Source organism: Paenibacillus sp. N119s (assembly GCF_059447605.1).
Map to the genome: position 1 here is coordinate 1 of NZ_JCAJRU010000309.1, position 4854 is coordinate 4854.

The 4854-nt window shown below is 49.1% G+C and carries 6 protein-coding genes and 1 pseudogene; all 7 read right to left on the reverse strand.

The genetic code is table 11. The annotated features are described in order from the left end of the window. A partial coding sequence (locus AC5V8P_RS23395; RefSeq protein ID WP_495473915.1) for a GerAB/ArcD/ProY family transporter occupies positions 1 to 269 on the reverse strand: 269 nt, incomplete at its 3' end. Between the two features lie 43 nt (positions 270 to 312). Next, complete coding sequence (locus AC5V8P_RS23400) at positions 313 to 537, reverse strand: hypothetical protein (protein ID WP_064797722.1); 225 nt, start codon at positions 535 to 537, stop codon at positions 313 to 315. Then, complete coding sequence (locus AC5V8P_RS23405) at positions 530 to 1747, reverse strand: Ger(x)C family spore germination protein (protein WP_064797721.1); 1218 nt, start codon at positions 1745 to 1747, stop codon at positions 530 to 532. The genes AC5V8P_RS23400 and AC5V8P_RS23405 overlap by 8 nt, the downstream gene beginning before the upstream one ends. Beyond that, the gene (locus tag AC5V8P_RS23410; RefSeq protein ID WP_064797720.1) at positions 1747 to 3372 is read right to left on the reverse strand and encodes a spore germination protein; all 1626 of its coding nucleotides are present in this window, start codon (positions 3370 to 3372) and stop codon (positions 1747 to 1749) included. The genes AC5V8P_RS23405 and AC5V8P_RS23410 overlap by 1 nt, the downstream gene beginning before the upstream one ends. Before the next feature lie 180 nt (positions 3373 to 3552). Next, the gene (locus AC5V8P_RS23415; protein WP_064797719.1) at positions 3553 to 3891 is read right to left on the reverse strand and encodes a hypothetical protein; all 339 of its coding nucleotides are present in this window, start codon (positions 3889 to 3891) and stop codon (positions 3553 to 3555) included. A 15-nt stretch (positions 3892 to 3906) separates the two neighbouring features. Continuing rightward, a complete protein-coding gene (locus AC5V8P_RS23420; RefSeq protein ID WP_064797718.1) occupies positions 3907 to 4620 on the reverse strand; it encodes a pirin family protein in 714 nt (237 codons plus the stop codon). A 70-nt stretch (positions 4621 to 4690) separates the two neighbouring features. Further along, positions 4691 to 4854, reverse strand: a pseudogene (locus tag AC5V8P_RS23425) (LysR family transcriptional regulator); the annotation flags it as partial.

Consider the following 4854-nt stretch of genomic DNA (forward strand, 5'->3'; position numbering starts at 1 on the left):
AATAAAATAAGGTAGATCGCAAGCAGCGCACGCCCCAGCACAGGGTGAGAGCTTACCATCGCCTGCATCAGATCCTGATCGGGAAAACGACGTTTGATTTTCAACATCGCCCAGATCGGCAAGCATAGCACGATAGCCGCAATTACACAGGTCCAGTAGGCATGCTGGTTCGCGTAATCTGCTGCCTGCGCCGGAGCATGTATAAGGGTTATTCCGCTCTCCATCAATACACCAAGCAGCACAATTTGTCTGGTTGTGAACTGTTTCATGCAGGTACATCCTCCTTTTGCCCGCAGGCATCCATTACACGATTTACAACGTAGAGGGGAGCCACATATCAATGAAACGAGCCACCCATGTAGCCACATAAATACTGCTCTTTGTCGATGTGCCGTAAATCCAGATACCAATGCTAATAACATACAATACGCGGGAGACCCAGCGATTGACGGCGGGTGCATCGCTAATACTTTTACGGTCAACCAGATACATAAAGAGCATAGCCAGCAATAAAGGCCATAGAAATACTTTATTCATTCTGGATTCGCTCCTTTTTGTACCCGAACGGTTTGGTGACCGCGCCGATATTCTCAATATGCACGACCGGATCTATGGTGATTTCCACCTTGGGATAGAGTTGATCCCATTGAGGTTTAATCCGTTTCCATTCCTCCGGGTGACTTGTAATAATGGCCCTGCCCAAGCCAAGTACATCTGAATGATACTTTTGCTGAATCACATGGACAGCCGCTCCCAGTTCCCTCTTGATCTCCTCAACTGTCTGCTGCTCCAGCCACTTCAAATTCTCTTCGTTGGAAATATCAAAATCCGTCTCATTTTCCTTCACATTCCCATTACAGTCCAGTCGAACGGTCATTGCAATCTCATTCCCCTGAATATGGGGTTTAATATGGACTCTATTTTCAATGAGATGGACAGATATGTAACCTTTACCCTTGGGAGGAGTGACAAATATCTCTGTCTCCTTGGCTTGCTCCATACCCAACAGCAGAAAGCGACTGAGGTGGTTATCAATAATCCCTGTTACCCTATCTTGGCGAAAGACAGCCAGTCCATCGATCTGAATATTTGTCTTCCTGTCTTTAAGGCTAGCTGGTCCATTCTTCACCAGAGACATTACTGGCACCACTGGATCAATGCCATCCAGCAGAATGGAATTCATCAGCAGCTTCACGGAACGAGGTTCTTTCATATAGGAAAAGTTGAGCTCACGTATCATTTCCGCTGGATATTGCTCAATCGGAGCATCTGCCTGAAGCATCTCCATCGCTGATCCCTTCGTGATAACAATCAGAGAAGACAGACGGTTTTGTGGAATCCGTGCAATAACATCCATCATTTTGCTAATTCCTTCTCGTGCCAACGCCTCGCCGAACAGCAACACCCGTCGATGAGAATAATTCAGCGTCCGCGATACCTCCCGTTGTTCCTCGGCGATTGCCCCCCGAAAGCTTGGACCTGTTTTAGACTCCAGGTAGTAGGACTTCGTACCTCTGGTACCTCCCCCTCCTCCTGTGCTGCCCGAAGAACCGAGCTGTCCAGGCAGAGCAATTTGCATCGTGATCCGGTATTGATCGCCTTCCTTATCCAGCCCAGTACCCATAACAAAAGCCACATCATTCACTTCACGGCGATCCCAACATCCTCCCAGAAGAACAGAACAAAGCAGCAGACAACAGAGCACAGCCACTTTACGCATTTGTTGTGTAATTGATGTGGGCTTCATCACCATCCCTCCTCGGCTTCAGGCGATCCATTCATCTTTTTCTTCTCTCGTTTGTTGTTGTCCCTACCAATCCAGGAAGGGCGTTTGACCATTTTCCACCAAGGCGCACGGATGATGATATCCTTCTGATCCGTATGGTTATACGGGCTATACCCACTCATATAAGGAACGCCAAACGATGTTAGCTTGGTTAAGTGCGTAGCAATCAGTGTTGTCGCAATAATGATGCCAAACAATCCAAATAAACCGGCCATCAGCATGATTGGAAACCGCAGCAGACGAACCGTGATGGCGAAATTAAAACGCGGTATGGTAAACGACGCAATACCTGTGAGCGACACAACAATGACTATGGGCGCCGATACGATCCCAGCCTGTACTGCGGCCTGCCCAATAACGAGCGCGCCGAGGATACTGACGGCCTGACCGACCGTTTTGGGGAGACGAATCCCTGCTTCCCGCAATGCTTCAAAAGAAACCTCCATCATCAACGCTTCCACTAGAGCCGGAAAAGGGATGGATTCACGAGCCGCCGCAATACTCAATATGAGTGTCGTCGGTAGCATATCCTGATGATAGGTCGTCACCGCTACATATAATGCAGGCAGAAAAAGAGCCATGAAGAGAAAAAGAAAACGAATCCAGCGCACCATATTACTGATGAAAAAGCGTTCGTAATAATCTTCGCTCGCTTGCATCATCTGCCACATCGTGACTGGTCCTATCAGGGCAAAAGGCGTTCCATCCACAAAAATGGCAAAACGTCCTTCCAGTAATTGCGCGGTGACGGTATCCGGACGTTCCGTGTATTCCATTTGCGGAAACGGCGAGAACGGATGATCCTCAATCAACTCCTCGATATATCCAGTCTCCAGAACACCATCAATTTTAATATCGCTGAGGCGTTTTTTAACATCCTCCACCATCTTCGGATCTATAATCCCTTCGATATAGGTAAGGACAACGCTCGTTTGCGTTTCTTTTCCGATGGTCATGCTGTACATTTTGAGCTTGGAGGTCTTCAACTTGAATCGTAGCAGTGCCGTATTCACGCGAAGCGTCTCAGTGAAACCCTCACGCGGCCCGCGAATAACCGCTTCCGTCTGCGGTTCCTCCACGCCACGGCGGACGCCCCCCTTGGCGCTGAAAATATACGCACGAGCCGTGCCGTCTACGAACAGAGCGGCATTGCCATCCAGAATCGCTGCTGATACCATCTTCCATTCGTCCATCGTTTTGGTCTGGGACATGGATATACGAGTCTCATCCAGCGGCTCCAATTTGCCGTTGACTTCAGGGTCCTTGAGCATCATGCCCAAGATGACGGGCCGCAGGATATGATCCTGCAAATCCTCTGATTTTACCGTACCTTCGAAATAGGCCAATAGCCCTTTTCGCTCAGGAGAAATCATGAGCTCTCGGTAGACAATATCAGAGCATTCCTTGAAAATATCACGCAATGCAACCAAATTGTCTTCCAGACTGCTGCGCAGCGGCTCTTCCATCCATGAAGACTCAGGCTGCCCTTGGGGTACACGAGAATTTCGTGGTTTGCGATTAGCGGCTGGAATCGCTCTCCGGCTCCACGGTAACTTTGGCAACTTGGGAAAGCGTCCTTTCTTCATTCTTATTCCTCCCTTTACGAATGAACCGAACACGTAATATGACCTATAGGATGTACCAGCCTGCAAAGGATTATGTATCCAATGCGCTCATCAACTTGAATGCATAACAAAAAGACCCTGCAATGATGCAGAGCCTCTGAAAGCTGATTATAATTCGGACATGAGTGATTAAAAGAATAATTAGTCTCCCCAATAGTCCTCGGGATGGTATTCAATCTTAGAACCGGCTTCGAACGTAAGCTCACCGATCTGACCATGATACTGCACACTTTCAGGGGTCACGTAATACCAGTGCTTTACTACGGGTCCACCATCTGCCGGCGTTACAAAACGAAATACGTTCAGTTCCTCGCTGAAACGCACAATCGCCTCTGCCGCCTCGCGCGGCAACTCTTGAAGCGTGAAGCAAAACACGCCGTCTGCCAATTCCAAATGACAATCGAAATGCTGCTTACGGCTGTCAGCAAAGCTGCGCCCTGTAACGGCATGCTTGATCAGCCATGTTTCCTGCTGCGCCATTGTGCGCACCTCCTTTTAGGGCAAATCAATCAGCATATAAAAGACAGCATCCTCTGCATTCAATGATAGCTTCGGTTCTTCCTCTATACGTGCAGAATCGCGCCCTTGCAGAATATGTTCACCATTCACACGCAGCGAGCCCTCAATGACGAACAAGAACACGCGCCGACCCTCGGCCTGTGTGAATTCGACTTGTTCGTCTGGTTGAAGCTTGCTTAAATAAATCGTTAAATCCTGATTGATTGCAGCTATTTCGCCCTCCGTGCCTGGTACACGCTTTCCAGCAACGACAGGCAGAAGCTGACCATGCAGACGCTCAGGATTGAACGCTGTAGTCTCGTAGGACGGTTCCAGTCCTCTTGTATGCGGGCTAAACCACAATTGCAGCAGATTGACATCCTCGGTTTGCGAAGCATTGTGCTCCGTATGAATGATGCCATGGCCTGCTGACATTCGCTGGATGCCTCCAAAACGGGTCACCGCCACATGCCCACGGTTGTCTTCATGGCGCAGCTCCCCAGACAGCACAATGGAGACAATCTCCATATCACTGTGCGGATGCGCTCCAAAGCCCCGACCTGGTGCAATGACATCGTCATTGCAGACACGCATAGGACCAAACGCTGTATTGTTCTCATCCTGATACTCCGCGAATGAAAAGCTGTGACTCCCCCGCAGCCATCCCTTATCGAAGCTGAACCGGGAAGACGCCGGATATATTGTAAACATAATAGCCCTCCTTCAGGATGAACAATGAGATCCAAATCCCTCTCATTGTACCTGAGCCCAAGCGATAAGGCTACGTTTCTGTCTGAGTGGTAATCTCATCTATAAAAGACTGCAAGGTACTGGTCACGAAGGCTTCCTTACGGCGGATAAACACCGTTGTCACTTCATTGTAAGGCTCTGGGATGGCATGACCGCACACCAGACCTTGAGCCACCAGCCCGCTGATCGAGGATT